Origin of the sequence: Micromonospora craniellae, from assembly GCF_014764405.1 — a bacterium.
Classification (GTDB): Bacteria; Actinomycetota; Actinomycetes; order Mycobacteriales; family Micromonosporaceae; genus Micromonospora; species Micromonospora craniellae.
The window spans coordinates 4462695-4480373 of the sequence record NZ_CP061725.1 but is presented as its reverse complement, the minus strand read 5'-3'; the positions used below and the strand labels follow the sequence as shown (position 1 = coordinate 4480373).

13 protein-coding genes and 3 pseudogenes are annotated in these 17679 nt (G+C 71.5%); 9 read left to right on the top strand and 7 right to left on the bottom strand.

What is annotated here, in order from left to right:
* Nucleotides 1-225 precede the first annotated feature (225 nt).
* The 3 genes from ID554_RS20380 (at nucleotide 226) to ID554_RS20370 (ending at nucleotide 5368) form a co-directional block, all read left to right on the top strand.
* Nucleotides 226-3978, top strand: a complete 3753-nt coding sequence (locus tag ID554_RS20380) for a multifunctional oxoglutarate decarboxylase/oxoglutarate dehydrogenase thiamine pyrophosphate-binding subunit/dihydrolipoyllysine-residue succinyltransferase subunit (RefSeq protein WP_117226037.1) — start codon at nucleotides 226-228, stop codon at nucleotides 3976-3978.
* Nucleotides 3979-4052: 74 nt separating this feature from the next.
* The gene (locus ID554_RS20375) at nucleotides 4053-4232 is read left to right on the top strand and encodes a DUF6104 family protein (protein WP_117226038.1); all 180 of its coding nucleotides are present in this window, start codon (nucleotides 4053-4055) and stop codon (nucleotides 4230-4232) included.
* A gap of 110 nt (nucleotides 4233-4342) precedes the next feature.
* Nucleotides 4343-5368, top strand: a complete 1026-nt coding sequence (locus tag ID554_RS20370) for a glycoside hydrolase family 6 protein (protein WP_117226039.1) — start codon at nucleotides 4343-4345, stop codon at nucleotides 5366-5368.
* Between the two features lie 32 nt (nucleotides 5369-5400).
* Here ID554_RS20370 and ID554_RS20365 read toward each other — a convergent pair whose 3' ends face one another.
* Both ID554_RS20365 and ID554_RS20360 read right to left on the bottom strand, forming a co-directional pair.
* The gene (locus ID554_RS20365; RefSeq protein ID WP_117226040.1) at nucleotides 5401-7695 is read right to left on the bottom strand and encodes a bifunctional polysaccharide deacetylase/glycosyltransferase family 2 protein; all 2295 of its coding nucleotides are present in this window, start codon (nucleotides 7693-7695) and stop codon (nucleotides 5401-5403) included.
* Between the two features lie 15 nt (nucleotides 7696-7710).
* Nucleotides 7711-8229, bottom strand: coding sequence for a hypothetical protein (locus tag ID554_RS20360; protein ID WP_147333381.1), 519 nt, complete (start codon nucleotides 8227-8229; stop codon nucleotides 7711-7713).
* 130 nt (nucleotides 8230-8359) lie between these two features.
* On the opposite strand from ID554_RS20360, the gene pta reads away from it, so the two are divergent.
* Together pta and ID554_RS20350 are read left to right on the top strand one after the other, a co-directional pair.
* On the top strand, nucleotides 8360-10450 hold the full coding sequence (gene pta / locus ID554_RS20355; RefSeq protein WP_117226431.1) for a phosphate acetyltransferase: 2091 nt from the start codon (nucleotides 8360-8362) through the stop codon (nucleotides 10448-10450).
* A complete protein-coding gene (locus ID554_RS20350; RefSeq protein ID WP_117226041.1) occupies nucleotides 10447-11568 on the top strand; it encodes an acetate/propionate family kinase in 1122 nt (373 codons plus the stop codon). The genes pta and ID554_RS20350 overlap by 4 nt, the downstream gene beginning before the upstream one ends.
* Before the next feature lie 33 nt (nucleotides 11569-11601).
* On the opposite strand, the gene ID554_RS20345 is transcribed toward ID554_RS20350, so the two are convergent.
* A complete protein-coding gene (locus tag ID554_RS20345; protein WP_191088588.1) occupies nucleotides 11602-11769 on the bottom strand; it encodes a hypothetical protein in 168 nt (55 codons plus the stop codon).
* A gap of 163 nt (nucleotides 11770-11932) precedes the next feature.
* Here ID554_RS20345 and ID554_RS20340 point away from each other — a divergent pair, with 163 nt between their 5' ends.
* Together ID554_RS20340 and ID554_RS20335 are read left to right on the top strand one after the other, a co-directional pair.
* The gene (locus tag ID554_RS20340; protein ID WP_117226432.1) at nucleotides 11933-12778 is read left to right on the top strand and encodes an alpha/beta hydrolase family protein; all 846 of its coding nucleotides are present in this window, start codon (nucleotides 11933-11935) and stop codon (nucleotides 12776-12778) included.
* A 98-nt stretch (nucleotides 12779-12876) separates the two neighbouring features.
* Nucleotides 12877-13863 carry an alpha/beta hydrolase family protein gene (locus ID554_RS20335; protein WP_117226042.1) on the top strand — a complete coding sequence of 329 codons (987 nt, stop codon included), beginning with the start codon at nucleotides 12877-12879 and terminating at the stop codon, nucleotides 13861-13863.
* Between the two features lie 76 nt (nucleotides 13864-13939).
* Here ID554_RS20335 and ID554_RS20330 read toward each other — a convergent pair.
* From ID554_RS20330 to ID554_RS20320, 3 genes and pseudogenes are all read right to left on the bottom strand, one after another.
* Nucleotides 13940-14287 (bottom strand): annotated as a pseudogene (locus ID554_RS20330) (zinc-binding dehydrogenase); the annotation flags it as partial.
* A gap of 215 nt (nucleotides 14288-14502) precedes the next feature.
* Nucleotides 14503-15681, bottom strand: coding sequence for an NAD(P)-dependent malic enzyme (locus ID554_RS20325; protein ID WP_117226043.1), 1179 nt, complete (start codon nucleotides 15679-15681; stop codon nucleotides 14503-14505).
* 171 nt (nucleotides 15682-15852) lie between these two features.
* A pseudogene (locus ID554_RS20320) lies at nucleotides 15853-16158 on the bottom strand (S24 family peptidase); the annotation flags it as partial.
* 84 nt (nucleotides 16159-16242) lie between these two features.
* On the opposite strand from ID554_RS20320, the pseudogene sodN reads away from it, so the two are divergent.
* Together sodN and ID554_RS20310 are read left to right on the top strand one after the other, a co-directional pair.
* Nucleotides 16243-16646: pseudogene (gene sodN / locus ID554_RS20315) on the top strand (superoxide dismutase, Ni).
* Nucleotides 16647-16840: 194 nt separating this feature from the next.
* Nucleotides 16841-17248 carry an ATP-binding protein gene (locus ID554_RS20310; RefSeq protein ID WP_117226046.1) on the top strand — a complete coding sequence of 136 codons (408 nt, stop codon included), beginning with the start codon at nucleotides 16841-16843 and terminating at the stop codon, nucleotides 17246-17248.
* Between the two features lie 7 nt (nucleotides 17249-17255).
* Here ID554_RS20310 and ID554_RS20305 read toward each other — a convergent pair whose 3' ends face one another.
* Nucleotides 17256-17645 (bottom strand): hypothetical protein, encoded by a 390-nt coding sequence (locus ID554_RS20305; RefSeq protein WP_117226047.1) that lies wholly within the window; start codon nucleotides 17643-17645, stop codon nucleotides 17256-17258.
* Nucleotides 17646-17679 lie beyond the last annotated feature (34 nt).

The window sequence follows — 17679 nt, the reverse complement described above, 5'->3', positions numbered from 1 at the left end:
GCGACGAGCCGGTCGGGCCGGGCCCGTGTCATACCAGCTAGCAGGGCAACACGCTGGGCTTACGGAACTTCTGGCATCTTCTGTGAATCGGACCACGGGACGGAGGTGGAAATGCCTCGGCGATCGGTACGGCGTAGCCTGGGATCCGTCCTGTGCGCGCTCGTCCTGGCGCAGGCGGACACCGCGTGACACACCAAACCCGCGTGAAAGAGGCGATTACCGGCCGTGTCGACCCAGCAGACTTCGCAGGAGAACCCACTGGCGGGTTTCGGCCCGAACGAGTGGATCGTCGAGGAGATGTACCAGCGCTACCTCGCCGATCCCAGCAGCGTCGACCCGGCCTGGCACGACTTCTTCGCCGACTACCGGCCCGGCGCCGGCAAGGCCCGCTCGGCGGACGGTGACGGCCAGGCGACCGGCACCGAATCCACCCCGAAGGCCCCCGCCAAGGCCGAGCCGAGCGCCAAGGCCGAGCTCGCGGCCAAGGCGGAGCCGGCCCCGGCCAAGTCCACGGCCCCGGCCAAGTCCACAGCCCCGGCGAAGGCCAAGCCGGCCGCCAAGTCCGAGCCGGCCAAGACGACCTCGGCGAAGTCCGCCCCGACGAAGTCGGCCCCGACCGCCACCGGGCCGCAGACCACGCCGCTGCGCGGCGTCGCCGCCCGGATCGTGCAGAACATGGACGCCTCGCTGGCCGTGCCGACCGCGACCAGCGTGCGCGCGGTGCCGGCCAAGCTGCTGGTGGACAACCGCATCGTGATCAACAACCACCTCGCCCGGGGGCGTGGCGGCAAGGTCAGCTTCACCCACCTGGTCGGCTACGCGCTGGTCCGGGCGATGGTCGCGCACCCGGAGATGAACAACTCCTTCGCCGAGGTCGACGGCAAGCCGGCGATGGTCCGCCCCGAGCACGTCAACCTGGGCATCGCCATCGACCTGGCCAAGCCCGACGGCAGCCGGACCCTGGTGGTGCCGTCCATCAAGGGCTGCGAGCAGATGGACTTCCGGCAGTTCTGGCAGGCGTACGAGGACATCGTCCGGCGGGCCCGCCGCAACGAGCTGACCATGGACGACTACTCCGGCACCACCATCTCGCTGACCAACCCCGGCGGCATCGGCACCGTGCACTCGATGCCGCGGCTGATGCAGGGCCAGAGCGCGATCATCGGCGTCGGCGCGATGGAGTACCCGGCGCCGTACCAGGGCATGAGCGAGGCCACCCTGGCCGAGCTGGCGGTCAGCAAGGTCATCACGCTGACCAGCACGTACGACCACCGGATCATCCAGGGCGCGCAGTCCGGCGAGTTCCTCAAGGTCATGCACGAGCTGCTCCTCGGCGAGCACGGCTACTACGACCAGATCTTCACCTCGCTGCGCATCCCGTACGAGCCGGTGCGCTGGATGCGCGACGTGGCGGTCGACAGCGAAGGACAGATCAACAAGACCGCGCGGGTGCACGAGCTGATCCACTCCTACCGGGTCCGGGGCCACCTGATGGCCGACACCGATCCGCTGGAGTTCAAGATCCGCAAGCACCCGGACCTGGACGTCCTCCAGCACGGGCTGACCCTGTGGGACCTGGACCGCACCTTTCCGGTGAACGGCTTCAACGGCCGGCAGCGGATGCGGCTGCGGGAGATCCTCGGGGTGCTGCGCGACTCGTACTGCCGCCGGGTCGGCATCGAGTACATGCACATCCAGGACCCGGCGGAGCGTCGCTGGATCCAGGAGCGGGTCGAGCGCAAGTACGAGAAGCCGCCGGCCGACGAGCAGAAGCATGTGCTGAACCGGCTCAACGCGGCCGAGGCGTTCGAGACGTTCCTGCAGACCAAGTACGTCGGCCAGAAGCGCTTCTCGCTGGAGGGTGGCGAGTCGCTGATCCCGCTGCTCGGCGAGGTGCTGGAGGCGTCCGCCGAGAACGACCTGGACGAGGTCGTGATCGGCATGGCCCACCGGGGTCGCCTCAACGTGCTCGCCAACATCGTCGGCAAGCCGTACGAGAAGATCTTCTCGGAGTTCGAGGGGCACCTCGACCCGCGCTCCACCCAGGGTTCCGGTGACGTGAAATACCACCTGGGCCAGAACGGCAAGTTCACCACTCCCGACGGCGACCACTCGGTGAAGGTCTCGGTAGTGGCGAACCCGTCCCACCTGGAGGCGGTCGACCCGGTGCTGGAGGGCATCGTCCGCGCCAAGCAGGACCGCATCGACCTCAAGCTGGAGGGCTACACCGTGCTGCCGCTGGCGGTGCACGGCGACGCCGCCTTCGCCGGTCAGGGTGTGGTGGCCGAGACGCTCAACCTCTCCCAGTTGCGCGGCTACCGCACCGGCGGGACGGTGCACGTGGTGGTCAACAACCAGGTCGGCTTCACCACCGCGCCGGAGTACTCCCGGTCCAGCCTCTACAGCACCGACGTGGCCCGGATGATCCAGGCGCCGATCTTCCACGTCAACGGCGACGACCCCGAGGCCGTGGTCCGGGTCGCCCGGCTGGCCTTCGAGTACCGCCAGACGTTCAACAAGGACGTCGTGATCGACCTGGTCTGCTACCGGCGGCGCGGGCACAACGAGGGCGACGACCCCTCGATGTCCAACCCCCAGATGTACAAGATCATCGACTCGAAGCGCTCGGTCCGCAAGCTCTACACCGAGGAGCTGATCGGGCGGGGTGACATCACCGTGGAGGACGCCGAGGAGCTGCTGCGCGACTACCAGGCGCAGTTGGAGCGGGTCTTCAAGGCCACCCGCGACGCGGCCAGCACCCCGCGCCAGGTCAGCCGCCCGGCCCGGCAGGACGAGCCGGAGCCGCAGGTGGAGACGGCGACCGAGGCGTCGGTGATCAAGGCCATCGGCGAGGCGCACGTCAACCTGCCGGACGGCTTCACCCCGCACAAGCGGATCCAGCAGTTGCTCGACCGGCGGGCCCGGATGTCCGTCGAGGGCACCATCGACTGGGGCTTCGGCGAGATCATCGCCTTCGGTGCGCTGCTGCACGACGGGGTCACCGTCCGGCTCGCCGGACAGGACTCCCGGCGCGGCACGTTCGTGCAGCGGCACGCCTCGGTCGTGGACTCGGAGACCGGCGACGACTACCTGCCGTTGCAGTCGCTGACCGGCAACGGTGAGCGGTCCCGATTCTTCGCGCACGACTCGCTGCTGTCCGAGTACGCCGCGATGGGCTTCGAGTACGGCTACTCGGTGGAGAACCTGAACGCGCTGGTCTGCTGGGAGGCCCAGTTCGGCGACTTCGTCAACGGCGCCCAGTCGGTGATCGACGAGTTCATCTCCTCCGGCGAGGTGAAGTGGGGCCAGCGCTCCGCGGTCACCCTGCTGCTGCCGCACGGCCACGAGGGGCAGGGCCCGGACCACACCTCCGGCCGTCCCGAGCGGTTCCTCCAGCTCTGCGCCGAGGACAACATGCGGGTGTCCATCCCGACCACCCCGGCGAACTACTTCCACCTGCTGCGTCGCCAGGCGCTCTCGCCGAAGCGCAAGCCACTGGTGGTGTTCACGCCGAAGTCCCTGCTGCGACACAAGCTCTGTGTCTCCTCGGTGGAGGACTTCACCTCCGGCACCTTCTCGCCGGTCCTGAGCGACCAGGCCGCGCCGGCTCCGGAGCAGGTCAAGCGGGTGCTGCTCTGCTCGGGCAAGGTCTACTACGACCTGTTCCAGGCCCGGCAGGAGCGCAGCGTCACCGACACCGCGCTGATCCGGCTGGAGCAGCTCTACCCGATGCCGGTGGAGGAGATCCGGGCCGCGCTCGCCCAGTACCCGAACGCGGAGGACTTCGCCTGGGTGCAGGAGGAGCCGGCCAACCAGGGCTCCTGGTCGTTCGTCGCGCTCAACCTGCTGGAGCACCTCGACGAGGTCCGCCTGCGTCGCATCTCCCGCCCGGCCGCCGCCGCCCCGGCCGTCGGCTCGGCGAAGATGCACGAGGTGGAGCAGAACGCGCTCATCGAGGCGGCGCTGCCCCGCCCCTGACCGCACCGACCGCTCACCGGGGCGGGTCACCGGAGACGGTGGCCCGCCCCGGTGAGCATGTCCGAGGAGACCTGATGTACTTCACCGACCGTGGCATCGAGGAGTTGGTCCAGCGCCGGGGGGACGAGGACGTCACCCTGGAATGGCTCGGCGAGCGACTGCGGGACTTCGTCGATCTCAACCCCGAGTTCGAGACCCCGATCGAGCGCTTCGCCACCTGGCTCGCCCGGCTCGACGATCCCGACGACGAGTAGACCCCCGCTCCGGAGGCCCGGCACGGACAGCCCACACCGGGCCTCGGTGCGGACGAAAGCCCTGGTAGGCCGCGTCCGTCCGGGCCGGGGCGGCGGGTAGGGTGGCGGCCATGCCTCGCAGCTTCCGCCGCCCTGCCCTGGTGGCGGGGATCGCGCTGACGCTCCTGCTCTCCGGATGCAGCGACGAGGCGCCCGAGCGTCCGTCGACCGAGACCGTCAGCGCCGACCGCTCGGTGCCGCCGTTGCCGCCGGTCTTCTACGTCGACCCGCACGGCGCGGCGGCCTGGCAGGTCACCGAGTGGGAGCGGGAGGGACGGGCCGAGGACGCCGCCGCGCTACGCCGGATCAGCACCCGCCCGACCGCCCGCTGGCTGGTCGGCGACTCCGCCACGGTCACCGAGGAGGTGTCGGAGTTTCTCGCCGGTGCCAGCCGCTCCGGCCAGACGCCGGTGCTGGTCACCCACAATCTTCCGCAGCGCGACTGCGGCCGGCAGGGTGAGGGTGGCGCAGGGTCGGCCGGGGCGTACCAGGACTGGATCCGGCGGGTGGCCGCCGGGGTGCAGGGCCGCCCGGTCACGATCGTGGTGGAACCGGGCGCGGTGCCGGACGCCGTCGACCGGTGCGTCGACGACGTCGACGAGCGGCTGGGCCTGCTGCGGGACGCGGTGACGGTGCTACGCAGCACCGGCAGCGCCCGGATCTATCTGGACGCCGGACACCCCGGCTGGATCACCGACGGCGCCCGGTTGGCGGCGACGCTGCGCCGTGCCGGTGTCGCCGAGGCCGACGGCTTCGCGCTCAACGTCGCCAACTTCGTCGGTACGCCGCGCAACGTCACCTACGGCCACGAGATCTCCGACGCCCTCGGCGGTACGACCGCGTTCGTCATCGACACCAGCCGCAACGGCAGGGGCCCGCACCCGGGCGAGACCGTGCGATCCGCGCCGAGCTGGTGCAACCCGCCGGGCCGGGCGCTCGGTACGGCCCCCACCACCGACAGCGGCCTGGACCGGGTCGACGCCCTGCTGTGGGTCAAGTACCCGGGCGAGTCCGACGGCGCCTGCCGCTCGGGCGAGCCGGAGAGTGGCGTCTGGTGGCCCGAGTACGCCCTCGGTCTCGCCCGACGCGCGGGCTGACGAGCACCCGCCGCATCCCGACGGGCCGCAGGTCAGGGGCGTACCCGCCGGGCGGTGGCGGCGGCCGGGGCGGGCACCGGCGGTGGCGGACCCGCCGGGCCGCCCGGCGCCAGCCCGGTGCGCTTAAGCTTCTGCCAGCCCAGCCGCCCGCCGGTCAACGCGGTCACCACCGACTGGAGCAGCACCAGGTACATCAGTTGGCGGTAGACGAACTGCTGCAACGGCAGCACCCAGAGGACGCCGAGTTTCTCCTTGTCGAGGCGGAACGCCACGATCGCCGTCAAGAACTGCAAGCCCAGCATGGCGCTCCACGCCAGCGCCGTCTCGGTCCGGTTCAGGAAGATCAGGCCGTAGATGGCGAGCAGGTCGATCACCGGCGCGGTCAGCGGGAGCAGCACCCCGAACAGGGTCAGGAAGGCCAGGCAGCGACGGCTGAACCGGCCGGAAGCCCCCTTGTCGAGCACCGAGCGTCGGTGCTTCCACATCGCCTGCATGGTGCCGTAGCTCCACCGATAGCGCTGCTTCCACAACTGCCCGAAGCTGGTCGGCGCCTCGGTCCAGGCCCGGGCGTTCTCCTCGTACACCACCTTCCAGCCGGCCCGGCCCAGAGCCATGGTGACGTCGGTGTCCTCGGCCAGGGTCTCGTCGGTCATCCCACCGGCGTACTCCAGCGCCTCGCGGCGGAACGCGCCGATCGCGCCGGGGATGGTCGGCATGCACCGCAGCGTCTCGTAGAGCCGCCGGTCGAGGTTGAAGCCGATCACGTACTCGATGTGCTGCCACTTGGCGATCATGCTGCGCCGGTTGCCCACCTTGACATTACCGGCCACCGCACCCACCTGCGGGTCGCCGAACGGCTGGACCAGGCGACGGATCGCGTCGGGCTCGAAGACCGTGTCCCCGTCGACCATCACGATCAGGTCGTGCCGGGCCAGGGCGACGCCGGTGTTCAGCGCGCTCGGCTTCCCGCCGTTGGGTTTGCGCACCACCCGTACGTTCGGCAGGCCGAGCCCGGCGGCGATGTCGGCGGTGCCGTCGGTCGACCCGTCGTCGACCACCACCACCTCGATGCCGCCGGGATGGTCACCGGTGGCGAGCGAGCGGACCGCCTCGGCGATGCCCTCCTTCTCGTTGTACGCGGGCACGATCACCGACACCGGGTCGGTGACCGGCGGTCCCCAGGCGAAGCCCCGGCGGCGTCGTTTACGGGCGTGCCGACGCGCCAGCACGAACAGCAGCACGGTCCGCCCGATGGTGAGCGTTCCGACCAGCACGAAGAGCACGCCGAAGAGGACGAAGGTGCCGTCGGCGGCGCGCACCGCCATGATCAGCATCTGGCCGCGCCAACGCTCGGTGAACGTCGCCTCGGTCGGCCCGGCCGTGGTGCCGGTGGCACCGGCCTCGGCCAGCGCCCGGTTCAACCCCTCACTGATCGTGGTGAAGGTGTATCCCCGGTCCTTCATCATCGGGATGTACCGGTCCAGCGCCTCGACGGTCTGCGAGCGGTCACCGCCGGAGTCGTGCCAGAGCGTGACCGCGCCGGAGTAGCCCTCCGGTATGGTCCGCTCGATCATCCCCTCCGTGCCCTGCCGCTCCCAGTCCCGGCTGTCCAGGTCGTTGACCACGCTGAGGTAGCCGAGCTCACCGGCCTGTTGCAGCAGCGGCCAGTCCTGGTCGACGAAGGCGTCCGCCCGGGACGAGTACGGGAACCGCAGCAGGTTGGACCTCTGGCCGGTAGCCCCGGCGATGACGAGCTGGGTCTGGGTGTACTCCATCCGCCGCTGCCACCCGGGGATCTGGGTGAGGTGCGGGTGGGTGAAGGTGTGCACGCCCAGTTCGTGCCCCTTCTCGGCCAGCTCACGGACCAGGTCGGGGCTGCGGACCACCTGGTTGCCGAGGACGAAGAAGGTGCCCGGGACCTGGTGCTTGTCCAGCACCTCCAGCACGGCCGGGGTCCAGACCGGGTCGGGGCCGTCGTCGAAGGTCAACGCGATGGTTCGCGCCGGCAGCCGGTACGACTGCGGCCGGTCGGCGGTGGTGTTGACGATCGGGCCGCCTTCGAGGATCTCGTCGGGGACGTCGTCCTGGCCGCTGCCGAAGGTGTTCTCCGCCCGGTAGTCCGGGATGAACGAGCCGTTGGCGTACGCCTGGACGAAGAGGATGCCGCCGAGCAGCACGAAAACCATCGCGTAGACCGTCCAGCTCGGACGGGGGATGAATCGTCGGGCGCGGGCGGCCGGACCGGGCCGGGCGTGCTGCCGGGGCCGTTCGGGCGTACGGGAGCAGGGCGGGTGTGCCGGTCGGCCGGGCGGGTACGGGTGGTTCATCGGGGAGCGGTCGCCTCACTCGTCTTCTTCGGTCGTCTCGTTCGGCTCCGGCGACGGCGTTGTCGTGGGTGTCGGGCTGCTCGGAGGCGGGGTGCTGGGTGACGGGCTGCTCCGGGGCGGGCTGACCATCGGCGAGGCGCTGGGGCTGGCGCTGGTCGGCGCCGCCGTCTCAGACGGGCTCGGTGCGGGACTGGTCGAGGTCGTCCCGGTGCGGGGCGCGGAGGGAAGGGGCACCTGGCGCTGCGGCGTGACCTGGGTGGGCGACGGCGTCGGCGAGGGTGACGGGCTGGGCGAGGCCGCCGGGGAGACGGGCGGCGCCTCCCAGGTCTCGGCGGGCTCGACGAACGGGATGATCGTCTCCGGGCGGACCGGGCCGCCGGCGAAGCTGATGCCGACCATCGTGGTGTACGCCACCCCGGCAAGACCGAGGGCGTACGCGGTCCGCCGTAGCCACCGCCGGCGGCGGCCACTCGGATCGACGAAGACGGGGGATGGTTCCGGTGCGACAGGAATGATCTGCGTTGGTCCCTCCACCTGCGCGAGTCTAAAGGTGAAGACCTTTCACTTTCTCGCCCAAGTGTCCCATCTGACATGCGAAAACGGGCGGTACCACCCCGAGATGGTTGTCGAAGGACAACTACGCGGACCGAGTAGGTTTGGCCGCATGGTTCGCAGCGTCTACCTCACCAGCGTGGGATCCGGCGGCGGGAAGTCGACCATCGCGTTGGGTCTCGCCGAACTGCTCTCCCGGCAGGTCGAACGGATCGGCGTGTTCCGGCCGCTGGTGCCGTCGACCGGGCCCGACCACATCCTCGCCCTGCTCAGCGAGCGCTATCGCGTGCAGGTTAACCCGTCCGACCTGGCCGGAGCCACATATGCCGAGGCCACGGCGCTGGTATCAGACGGCCGGCGGGAAGAACTGATCTCCAGGGTGGTGCAGCGCTACCGAGCGGTCGAGCGGCAGTGTCCGGCCGTCGTGGTGGTGGGTAGCGACTTCGCCGACTCCGGCGACGGCACCACCCCACGGGAACTGGCCTTCAACGCCCGGCTGGCGACCGAGTTCGGCAGCGTGGTGGTGCCGGTCGTGGACGGGCAGGGCCAGTCGCCGGCGGCGATCGCGGCGGCGGCCCGGGGCGCGTACCACGATCTGGTGGACCTCGGCGCGACGGTGCTCGCGGTCGTCGCCAACCGGGTGCCCGCACCGATGGACCTGCCCGACCTGCCGGTACCGGCGTACGCCATCCCGGAGGTGCCGACCGTGTCGGCGCCGACCGTGGCCGAGGTGGCCGCCGCACTCGGCGCGACACTGCTCACCGGCGACGAGGCGGCGCTCGGCCGCGACGTGCTCGACTACGTGGTCGGCGCGGCGCACGTACCGACGCTCGTGGAACACCTGACCGACGGCTGCCTGGTGATCACCCCGGGCGACCGGGACGACCTGCTGGTCGCGGCCGGCGCCGCGCACGTCTCCGGCCAGGTCTCGATCTCCGGGCTGGTGCTCACCCTCGGCGAACAGCCCGACCCGCGCGCCCTGCGACTCTTCGACGGGCTGAACACCGGCCTGGCGGTGCTCAGTGTCACCAGCGACAGCTACGACACGGTCGCCGCGTCCAGCCGGATCGAGGGACGGCCCAGCGCGGCCAACGCCCGCAAGGTGGAGGCCGCCCTCGGTGCCTTCGAGGCCAACGTGGACACCGACGAGCTGGCCCGCCGACTCGCGGTCACCCGCTCGGAGCGGGTCACCCCGCTGATGTTCGAGTACGACCTGATCGACCGGGCCCGCGCCCAGCGCCGCCACCTGGTGCTGCCCGAGGGCACCGAGGAACGGATCCTGCGGGCCACGGAGATCCTGCTGCATCGGGGAGTGGCCGACCTGACCCTGCTCGGTCGCCCCGACGACATCGCCCGACGGACCCGTGAACTGGGCGTCGACATCACCGGAGCGACGGTGGTCGACCCGGCGACCAGCGAGTGGCGCGACGAGTTCGCCGAGGGGTACGCGAAGCTGCGCGCCCACCGGGGCGTCACCGTCGAGCTGGCGTACGACGTGGTGGCCCAGCCGAACTACTTCGGCACCATGATGGTGTGGGCCGGTCACGCCGACGGCATGGTCTCCGGCGCCACCCACACCACCGCCGCCACCATCCGCCCCGCCTTCGAGATCGTCAAGAACCTGCCGGAGGTCTCCGTCGCCTCCAGCGTCTTCTTCATGCTGCTCGCCGACCGGGTACTGGTGTACGGCGACTGCGCGGTCAACCGCGACCCGGACGCCGCCCAGCTCGCCGACATCGCGATCTCCTCGGCCGACACCGCGGCCCGGTTCGGCATCGAGCCCCGGGTGGCGATGCTGTCGTACTCGACCGGCAGCTCCGGCGCCGGTGCCGACGTGGAGAAGGTGGCGGCGGCCACCGCGCTGGTCCGTGAGCGTCGGCCCGACCTGGCCGTGGAGGGTCCGATCCAGTACGACGCGGCGATCGACCCGGCGGTGGCGGCGACGAAGCTGCCCGGCAGCACGGTCGCCGGCCGGGCGACGGTCTTCATCTTCCCGGACCTGAACACCGGCAACAACACGTACAAGGCGGTGCAACGCTCCGCCGGGGCGGTGGCCGTCGGGCCGGTGATGCAGGGCCTGCGCCGGCCGGTCAACGATCTCTCCCGAGGGGCCACCGTGCCGGACATCGTCAACACCGTGGCGATCACCGCCATCCAGGCCGCCGCCCTCACCGACGCTCCCCCGCCCGGAGGTGCCGTATGACCGACAAGGTCCTGGTGTTGAACTGTGGGTCGTCCTCGGTCAAGTACCGGCTGTACGACGGCGACCGGGTGCTCGACAGGGGCACCGTCGAACGGGTCGGTGAACCCGGTGGCGACGCGCCCGATCATGCCGGCGCGGTCCGCCGGATCCTGGCCGGGCTGGACCTGACCGGGCTCACCGCGGTCGGGCACCGGGTGGTGCACGGCGGCCTGCGGTTCACCGCGCCAACGCTGGTGGACGACGCGGTGCTGGCCGCCATCACCGACCTGGTGCCGCTGGCGCCGCTGCACAACCCGGCCAACCTCGCCGGCATCGCCGAGGCACGCGCTGTCCTGCCCGAGGTGCCGCAGGTCGCCGTCTTCGACACCGCGTTCCACCACACGCTGCCCGACTCCGCCGCCACGTACGCGATCGACCGGGACATCGCGCAGCGGTACGGCGTCCGGCGCTACGGCTTCCACGGCACCTCGCACTCGTACGTCTCCCGGCGCACCGCCGAACTGCTGGGCCGCCCGTACGCCGAGGTCAATACGATCACCCTGCACCTGGGCAACGGCGCCAGCGTGTGCGCGGTCGCGCAGGGACGCAGCGTGGCCACCTCGATGGGGATGTCCCCGCTGGAGGGGCTGGTGATGGGCACCCGCAGCGGTGACCTGGACCCGACCGTGGTGTTCCACCTGCGCCGCGAGGGCGGACTGGGCGTGGACGAGATCGACGACCTGCTCAACCACCGCAGCGGGCTGCTCGGGCTCTCCGGCGTCAACGACATGCGGGAGGTGCTGTCCCGGCGGGCGGCCGGGGACGAGGCGGCGGCGCTCGCCTTCGACGTCTACTGCCGGCGGATCACCGGCTACGTGGGGGCGTACTACGCGTTGCTCGGCCGGGTGGACGCGGTCACCTTCACCGCCGGGGTCGGCGAGCACGCGGCACCGGTACGCGCGGCGGCGCTGGCCGGGTTGGAGCGACTCGGCATCACCGTCGACCCGGAGCGCAACACGGGCAGCGGTGACCGGTTCATCTCGCCGGACGGCGCGGAGGTCGCGGTCTGCGTGGTCGGCACGGACGAGGAACGAGAGATCGCCCGGGCGGCACGCGCGGTGGTAGCGGCCATCACCTGATCCAACGACCGGTCAGGCCACTGGTGCCACCGATCAGGCGAAGGCGAGCCAGCTCGCGAGGGCGACCAGCACCACGGCCACCACGGCGGCACCGATGATCAGACCATTGCGCGAGGCCGCCTCCGCCGGAGCATCGGGGGTGCCGGCGAAGGCGCGGAAGGCCTCGGTGTTGCCGCTCGGATCGGTGTAGTTCTCAGTCATGCCGTGACCTTAGCGAAAGCGGTCCAGTCGAACGGCCCGCGCACGCCGTCCGAACGGATGGCGTGCGGCACCGGTCAACCGGACCCGGACGGGTGATCCGGGGTCCTACCGTGATGTCGTGGGGATCGCACGGGGGTTCACCGCACTGGTGTCGGCGCTGCTGATGGCGCTGTCGGCCGGCTGCGCGACGAGCGACGGACAGGCACTCGGCGCGAGGTTGGCGCCGGAGGTGCCGTACGCGGTGGGTGTGCGCACCCTCACCGTCGACCCGGCATCGGAACGTCCACTGCCGGTCACGCTCTGGTATCCGACCCAGGGCAGCCGGGTGGCCGAGGGACGGTTCCCGGTGGTGATCTACAGCCACGGTCTGGCCAGCCTGCCCGAGTTGCACTCCGGGCTGACCGCCCGCTGGGCCGCGGCCGGTTTCGTGGTGGCCGCGCCGACGTACCCGCACACCCGGCGCGGCGCGGCACGGTTCTCCCGGGCCGACGTCCGCCACCAGCCGGCGGACGGGTGGCGGGTGATCCGGCACCTGGTCCGGCTCGACGGGCGCTCCGGCGACCCGCTCGCCGGTCATCTCGACGTGCAGCGGATGGCGGCGGCCGGGCACTCGGCGGGCGGCTTCACCACCGCCGGCATGTTCACCGCCGGGCATCCGGCCAGGCTGCGGGCCGGCATCGTGATCGCCGGCGGCGGGATGGCGGGCAGCTTCGCCGGACCGAGCACGCCGATCCTCTTCGTGCACGGCACCGCCGACGCGGTGGTGCCGCTGAGCGTGGGCCGGGCCGCGTACGGCCGCACCCCCGGGCCGGCCTCCTTCCTCAGCCTGCTCGGTCAGGGCCACGGCGAATACCTCGTCCCCGGCCGGCCCGGTTTCGCCCAGGTGCTCGGCACCACCACCGACTTCCTGCGCTGGACGCTCTACGGCGACCAGGAGGCCGGGCGGCGGCTGCCCGGGCGGGCACTGTTGGCCGGTGTCACCAGTTTCGAGACCCGTCCGCCCGCCTGACCTGCACGGGCGGGCAGACGGGCCACGCCGGGTAAGGGACTGGCTGCGGGCCGTGGAGCGCCCGACGGGCCGGTCGTCGGGCGAGGCAGAATCGGAGCATGTCCCGCCGCGTCCTCTCCCTCCTACTCGCCAGCACGCTGACCATCGGCACGCTGGTCGGCTGCTCCACCGACCGCGATCAGCCCGAACGGGCCGGCACGGCGGCACCACCGCCGACCGCCTCCGCACCGGCGGACGTCACGTCGGCACCGGCGATCCCCGCCGGCAGCGCGCCGAAGCAGACCTTCGCCGTCGGCGTACGGCAGCTCAAGCTCAACCGCGACGGCAGCCGGCCGCTGCCGGTGACCGTCTGGTACCCGGCGACCGGTCGGGCCGGCGGGAAGCCGCAGTCGTCGGCGGACGCCGCCGAGGGAAGGTTCCCGGTGGTCATGTTCAGCCACGGCCTCGGCGGCCGGCCCGCCGACTACCAGGCGCTGCTGACCCGGTGGGCGGCCGCCGGTTTCGTGGTGGCCGCCCCGACCTTCCCGAACACCTCGAAGGCCGGTAACGACAACAACGTGCTCGACGTGCTCAACCAGCCCGCCGACGTGTCGTACGCGCTGACCGAGGTGCTCGCGCTCGACACCCGTGACGACGACGTGCTGCGGGGCCGGCTGGCCGCCGACCGGGTGGCCGCCGCCGGTCACTCGGCGGGCGGGGTCACCACCATCGGGCTGTTCACCGCCGGCCGGGACGAGCGACTGGCCGCCGGCATCGTCTTCGCCGGCACCGCGCTCGGCGTGGGCACCGCGTTCGCCGGTGCCGCCGCGCCGCAACTGTTCGTGCACGGCGAGGCCGACGAGGTGGTGCAGTACACCGCCGGCAAGGCGGTCTACGACCAGGTGCCCTGGCCGAAGGCGATGCTCAGCCTGACCGACGGCGACCACGGCCGGGCCCTGCTGCGCAACGGTACGTCGCTGGGAGTGGTGGCGAACACCACCGCCGAGTTCCTCCGCTGGACGCTGTACGGCGACGCCGAGGCCAAGAGCCGCATCCCCACCGCCGCCGCCCGCGACGACGTCGCCACCCTCGACAACAACCTCTAACGCTCGGGTTTGGTGTAAGGAAGGGTCCCCTGCTAACGCCTCGTGTATAGCAGGGGACCCTTCCTAACCGCGTGCGTCAGCTCGTGTGGTCGATGACGACCTTGCCGAAGGCCTCGCCGGAGTGCAGGCGGGCGAACGCCTCCTCGACCCGGCTGAACGGCACCACACTGTCCACCACCGGGTGTGCCTCCCGCTCGGCGCAGAACGCCAGCAGGTCGGCCAGGTCGGCCGGCGTACCCATCGAGGTGCCCAGGATCTCCAGCTGCATCGCGAAGACCCGGCGCAGGTTGACCGCGGGTTCGTGGCCGGCGGTCGCCCCGGAGACCACGATCCGCGCGCCCGGCGCGGCCGACTTCAGGGAATGGCCAAAGGTGGCCGCACCGACCGTCTCGATCACCACGTCGACCCGCTCGGGCAGCCGGGCTGGCCGTGACGCGCAGGGTCACCCAGTCGTCGTCGGACAGGCTCGGCTCGGGCTGCTCACCCACGGTGAGCGCGGCGAGCGGATCGGCGTCGTCGAAACGGGAGGCGAAGGCGGCACGCATGATCCGCACCGTAACAAGCTGAGCGGCCGTTAAGAAGGGTCCCTTCCTCAACACGAGGCGTTAGGAGGGGACCCTTCCTTACACGTCAGGGCCGTCAGGCGCGGGCGACACCGTCGCGCCGGGCGGCTTCGGCGACCGCTTCGGCCACCGCCGGGGCGACCCGGGGATCGAGCGGCGAGGGCACGATCGCGTCGGGGGTCAGCGCCTCGGCCACCACGGCGGCGATGGCGTCGGCGGCGGCCACCTTCATCGACTCGGTGACCCGGGTCGCCCGGGCCTGGAGCGCGCCCCGGAACACGCCCGGGAAGGCCAGCACGTTGTTGATCTGGTTGGGGTAGTCGCTGCGCCCGGTGGCGACCACCGCGACGTGCCGGGCGGCGACGTCCGGGTGCACCTCGGGGGTGGGGTTGGCCAGTGCGAACACGATCCCGCCGGGCGCCATTCCGGCCACCGCCGCCTCCGGGATCTGGCCGCCGGAGACGCCGATCAGCACGTCGGCGTCGCGCAGCGCCTCGGTGACGTCGCCCTGCCGGCCGTCGGCGTTGGTCAGCTCGGCCAGCTCGGCCTTGGTGCCGGTGAGGCCGTCCCGCTGGCGGGAGACGATGCCACGGGAGTCGCAGACCGCCACCCGCTGCGGGTCCACTCCCCCGGCCACCAGCATCTTGGTCACCGCCACGCCGGCCGCGCCGGCACCGCTGACCGTCACCCGCAGGTCGCCGAGCTTGCGGTTGAGCAGCGTCGCGGCGTTGCGCAGCGCGGCCAGCACCACGATCGCGGTGCCGTGCTGGTCGTCGTGGAACACCGGGATGTCCAGCGCCTCGACGAGGCGGCGCTCCACCTCGAAGCAGCGCGGCGCGCTGATGTCCTCCAGGTTGATCCCACCGAACGACGGCGCGAGCGCCTTGACCGTCGCCACGATCTCGTCGACGTCTTGCGTGTCCAGGCAGACCGGCACCGCGTCGACACCGCCGAACTGCTTGAACAGCACGGCCTTGCCCTCCATCACCGGCAGCGCGGCGCGCGGGCCGATGTTGCCCAGTCCGAGTACGGCCGAACCGTCGGTGACGACCGCGACGGTGTTCGACGTCCAAGTGTACTCGTAGGTCAGCGACGGGTCGGCGGCGATCGCCTCACAGACCCGGGCCACCCCCGGCGTGTACGCGAGGGAGAGGTCTTCGCGGCTGGTCAGCGGGACGGTCGAGAGGACGGCCATCTTGCCGCCCCGGTGCAGTTGGAAGACGGGATCAGCGGGGTCCACGGTGGACGAAGGCATGGTGACTCCAGTGTCGTTTCAGCAGCTGGGCCGGCCGGTCGGGGCGCACGGTGAGGCAAGCGAGCGGCGGCACGAAGTGCGGGGGTCACCCAGGCACTTTCCGAGCATAGTCACGCCGCGGAGCGCCGGAGGCGAGCAGGGCCATAACGGCTGCGGCGGCGGCAGCCGGCCGGGACGGGGCCAGTAGCGGAGCACCACCCGACCGAGGACGTCAGCCACCCCGTACGCCCGGGAGTCGTCGGTGACCAACTCGTTGTCACCGTACAGCCACCAGCCGCCGTCGGTGGGGCGGACCGCACGTTTGACCACGAGCAGATCGGGGCGGCTGCGGAAGACCGCGACCACCACGTCCCCGGGTCGGGTGGCGCGGCCGCCCGGCCGGACCAGCACGGCGTCGCCGTGCCGCAGGGTCGGTGCCATGGACGGACCGGTCACGAGTACGGCCGACAGCGGTCGCCGGAGGCGGGTCACTGGCATGGGGTTTCACCTCCTGCGGCCTCGGGGCCACGTCCAGGAGTAATGTCGTCATGGATCATCGCAAACTTCCCATGGAAGATCCCGATGCGACTTCCACGCCTCCTTGCGCCCGGGTGACCGCGAGCGCGCACTGCGACCTGCCCTGCGGTGTCTACGACCCCGCACAGGCTCGGATCGAGGCCGAGTCGGTGAAAATGATCTGCGAGAAGTACCAGGCCAACACTGACCCCGAGTTCCGCACCCGCGCCATCCTGATCAAGGAGCAGCGGGCCGAGCTGGTCAAGCACCACCTGTGGGTGCTGTGGACCGACTACTTCAAGCCGCCGCCCTTCGAGAAGTACCCGCACCTGCACCAGCTGTTCAACGAGGCCACCAAGCTGGCCGGCGCGGCGGGCGCCAAGGGCGCCACCGACCCGTCCAAGGCCGACGAACTGCTGCAGAAGATCGACGAGATCTCGAAGATCTTCTGGGAGACCAAGCAGGCGTGACGTGGCCCGTCCACGCCTGTCGTCGGCGGCCGGCTCTCCCCCATGGGGCGGGCCGGTCGCCGACGCGTTTCCGCCCCGTCCGCCCCGTCCGCCCCGGTCCGGACCGGGGCGGACGGTTCGCCGTCCGCCGCGCTGACGGCCCTCCTCCGCCCCGCCGCCTGAGCGGGTAGAGTCCCCGACCGGGGGGATGAGTGGTGACTCAACTGACCGGACAACCGACCACCGATGACGACGTGGTGCACCTCACTGTGCCCGCCGACGGCGGCTACCTGAGCGTCCTGCGCACCGCCACCGCCGGTCTCGCAGCGCGTCTCCAGTTCGCCCTCGACGAGATCGAGGACCTACGCATCGCCGTCGACGAGGCGTGCGCCATGCTGCTCGCCATCGCGCCCCGGGGCGCCGAGTTGGACTGTCGCTTCGCGGTCACCGAGGATGCGTTGACCGTCGAGGTGACGGTGCCGACCGTGCCGGGCGCCCGGCTCCCGGCGGAGTCGTCCTTCGCCTGGAAGGTGCTCACCGCGTTGACCACCTCCGCCTCGGCCGCAGCGGCCGACGGCCGGGCCACCATCTCGCTGCTCACCCGCCGCGCCTCCGGCTGGTGAGCAGAGCTCACTCGAAGCCCAGGGCGCGGGTGGTGGGCGGGCTCACCAGCAGCCAGGTGACGCCGAGCCCCAGCGCGATCAGCGGTACGCCGAGCCAGCCCAGCCCGCCCTGGATCATGAACCAGCCGATCGGCAGCAGCATGAGCTGCAGCACGATGGCGGGGGCACGGGCACCGGCCCTGCGGCGCAGCAACGCGCTGCCCAGCGCCCAGAGCGCAATCGCCGCGCCGATGGCGAAGGCCGTGACCATCAGCGCCGACACCAGATCGGTGGTGGTGGCGGTGAAGTCGGCGACGACCAGCCAGGCCGCGATCAGCCCGACGGCGACTGCCTGACCCCGTAGCAGGAAGACCGCCCAACGGAGGGTCACCGGGGTCTGGTCGGAGTCGATTGCCACGCCGTCACGATACCCGTGACGGGTCGGGGTACAG

Excerpts from the sequence above, each read along its gene's own strand:
- ID554_RS20375 (WP_117226038.1), top strand. The coding sequence starts at position 4,053 with ATGTACTTCACCGACCGTGGCATCGAGGAGTTGGTCCAGCGCCGGGGG.
- ID554_RS20370 (WP_117226039.1), top strand. The coding sequence starts at position 4,343 with ATGCCTCGCAGCTTCCGCCGCCCTGCCCTGGTGGCGGGGATCGCGCTG.
- ID554_RS20365 (WP_117226040.1), bottom strand. The coding sequence starts at position 7,695 with ATGAACCACCCGTACCCGCCCGGCCGACCGGCACACCCGCCCTGCTCC.
- pta (WP_117226431.1), top strand. The coding sequence starts at position 8,360 with ATGGTTCGCAGCGTCTACCTCACCAGCGTGGGATCCGGCGGCGGGAAG.
- ID554_RS20350 (WP_117226041.1), top strand. The coding sequence starts at position 10,447 with ATGACCGACAAGGTCCTGGTGTTGAACTGTGGGTCGTCCTCGGTCAAG.
- ID554_RS20345 (WP_191088588.1), bottom strand. The coding sequence starts at position 11,769 with ATGACTGAGAACTACACCGATCCGAGCGGCAACACCGAGGCCTTCCGC.
- ID554_RS20340 (WP_117226432.1), top strand. The coding sequence starts at position 11,933 with ATGGCGCTGTCGGCCGGCTGCGCGACGAGCGACGGACAGGCACTCGGC.
- ID554_RS20335 (WP_117226042.1), top strand. The coding sequence starts at position 12,877 with ATGTCCCGCCGCGTCCTCTCCCTCCTACTCGCCAGCACGCTGACCATC.
- ID554_RS20325 (WP_117226043.1), bottom strand. The coding sequence starts at position 15,681 with ATGCCTTCGTCCACCGTGGACCCCGCTGATCCCGTCTTCCAACTGCAC.